This window comes from Oceanobacillus sp. AG (assembly GCF_009746545.1).
Lineage (GTDB): Bacteria > Bacillota > Bacilli > Bacillales > Amphibacillaceae > Oceanobacillus > Oceanobacillus indicireducens.
In genome coordinates, this window is the sequence record NZ_WOWT01000065.1 from 1 (window position 1) to 2,980 (window position 2,980).

Sequence of the window (2,980 nt, forward strand, 5' to 3'; positions counted from 1 at the left end):
ACGACATCAAAATAGAAGTTAGTTAAGTCCTCGATCGATTAGTATTCGTCAGCTCCACATGTCACCATGCTTCTACCTCGAACCTATCAACCTCATCGTCTCTGAGGGATCTTACTCACTCGAAGTGATGGGAAGTCTCATCTTGAGGGGGGCTTCATGCTTAGATGCTTTCAGCACTTATCCTTTCCACACGTAGCTACCCAGCTATGCTCCTGGCGGAACAACTGGTACACCAGCGGTGTGTCCATCCCGGTCCTCTCGTACTAAGGACAGCTCCTCTCAAACTTCCAGGCGCCCACGACGGATAGGGACCGAACTGTCTCACGACGTTCTGAACCCAGCTCGCGTACCGCTTTAATGGGCGAACAGCCCAACCCTTGGGACCGACTACAGCCCCAGGATGCGATGAGCCGACATCGAGGTGCCAAACCTCCCCGTCGATGTGAACTCTTGGGGGAGATAAGCCTGTTATCCCCGGGGTAGCTTTTATCCGTTGAGCGATGGCCCTTCCATGCGGAACCACCGGATCACTAAGCCCGACTTTCGTCCCTGCTCGACTTGTAGGTCTCGCAGTCAAGCTCCCTTGTGCCTTTACACTCTGCGAATGATTTCCAACCATTCTGAGGGAACCTTTGGGCGCCTCCGTTACCTTTTGGGAGGCGACCGCCCCAGTCAAACTGCCTGCCTGACACTGTCTCCGGACCGGATCACGGTCCTGGGTTAGAATGTTCATACAGCTAGGGTGGTATCCCACGGGTGCCTCCACGGAAGCTAGCGCTCCCGATTCCACGGCTCCCACCTATCCTGTACAAGCTGCACAAACAGTCAATATCAAGCTACAGTAAAGCTCCACGGGGTCTTTCCGTCCTGTCGCGGGTAATGTGCATCTTCACACATCGTATAATTTCACCGGGTCTCTCGTTGAGACAGTGCCCAAGTCGTTGCACCTTTCGTGCGGGTCGGAACTTACCCGACAAGGAATTTCGCTACCTTAGGACCGTTATAGTTACGGCCGCCGTTTACTGGGGCTTCGGTTCTAAGCTTCGCCTTACGGCTAACTCTTCCCCTTAACCTTCCAGCACCGGGCAGGTGTCAGCCCCTATACTTCGCCTTTCGGCTTCGCAGAGACCTGTGTTTTTGATAAACAGTCGCTTGGGCCTATTCACTGCGGCTTCTTCTAAAAGAAGCACCCCTTCTCCCGAAGTTACGGGGTCATTTTGCCGAGTTCCTTAACGAGAGTTCTCCCGCTCACCTTAGGATACTCTCCTCGCCTACCTGTGTCGGTTTGCGGTACGGGCACCTATGATCTGGCTAGAGGCTTTTCTTGGCAGCGTGAAATCCGGAACTTCGGTACTCTATTTCCCTCCCCGTCACAGCTTGAAATTGCCAGACGGATTTACCTATCTGACTTTCTTACTGCTTGGGCGCACACATCCATCGGTGCGCATTCCTTATCCTTCTGCGTTCCCCCATCGCTCAATCACGATCATGAGGTGGTACAGGAATATCAACCTGTTGTCCATCGCCTACGCCTGTCGGCCTCGGCTTAGGTCCCGACTAACCCTGAGAGGACGAGCCTTCCTCAGGAAACCTTAGGCATTCGGTGAAAGAGATTCTCACTCTTTTTTCGCTACTCATACCGGCATTCTCACTTCTAAGCGCTCCACCAGTCCTCACGGTCTGACTTCGCAGCACTTAGAACGCTCTCCTACCATTGTTCGTAAGAACAATCCGCAGCTTCGGTGATACGTTTAGCCCCGGTACATTTTCGGCGCAGAGTCACTCGACCAGTGAGCTATTACGCACTCTTTAAATGGTGGCTGCTTCTAAGCCAACATCCTGGTTGTCTGGGCAACTCCACATCCTTTTCCACTTAACGTATACTTTGGGACCTTAGCTGGCGGTCTGGGCTGTTTCCCTCTCGACTACGAATCTTATCACCCGCAGTCTGACTCCCAAAAACAAGTAGCTGGCATTCGGAGTTTGACTGAATTCGGTAACCCGGTGAGGGCCCCTAGTCCAATCAGTGCTCTACCTCCAGTACTCTATTTTTGAGGCTAGCCCTAAAGCTATTTCGGAGAGAACCAGCTATCTCCGTGTTCGATTGGCATTTCACCCCTACCCACACCTCATCCCCGCATTTTTCAACATACGTGGGTTCGGGCCTCCAGTCAGTGTTACCTGACCTTCACCCTGGACATGGGTAGATCACACGGTTTCGGGTCTACGACCACATACTCATTCGCCCTATTCAGACTCGCTTTCGCTGCGGCTCCGTGTCTTCCACTTAACCTTGCATGTAATCGTAACTCGCCGGTCCATTCTACAAAAGGTACGCCGTCACGCATAAATGCGCTTCGACTACTTGTAAGCGCACGGTTTCAGGTTCTCTTTCACTCCCCTCCCGGGGTGCTTTTCACCTTTCCCTCACGGTACTGGTTCACTATCGGTCACTAGGGAGTATTTAGCCTTGGGAGATGGTCCTCCCGGATTCCGACGGAATTCCACGTGTTCCGCCGTACTCAGGATACACTCCGGAGGAAACTCTTTTTCGATTACAGGGCTGTTACCTTCTATGGCTGATCTTTCCAGATCGATTCATCTAAAGAATTTCTTTGTAACTCCAATGGAGTGTCCTACAACCCCAGTAAGCAAGCTTACTGGTTTGGGCTCGTTCCGTTTCGCTCGCCGCTACTTGGGAAATCGCATTTGCTTTCTCTTCCTCTGGGTACTGAGATGTTTCAGTTCCCCAGGTCTGCCTCGTACACCCTATGTATTCAGGTATACGTACTGTCCCATTACGGACAGTGGGTTGCCCCATTCGGAAATCTCCGGATTAACGTTTACTTACAACTACCCGGAGCATATCGGTGTTAGTCCCGTCCTTCATCGGCTCCTAGTGCCAAGGCATCCACCGTGCGCCCTTATTCACTTAACTAAGTTACAGTAAATAATATAGCTTTGTTTTGCCTTGATGGTC

General features: G+C 52.0%; 1 rRNA gene. It reads right to left on the bottom strand.

Annotated elements, in window-relative coordinates:
• Window positions 1-18 precede the first annotated feature (18 nt).
• Window positions 19-2,938 (bottom strand): 23S ribosomal RNA (locus GN217_RS18455).
• Between the last annotated feature and the right edge of the window lie 42 nt (window positions 2,939-2,980).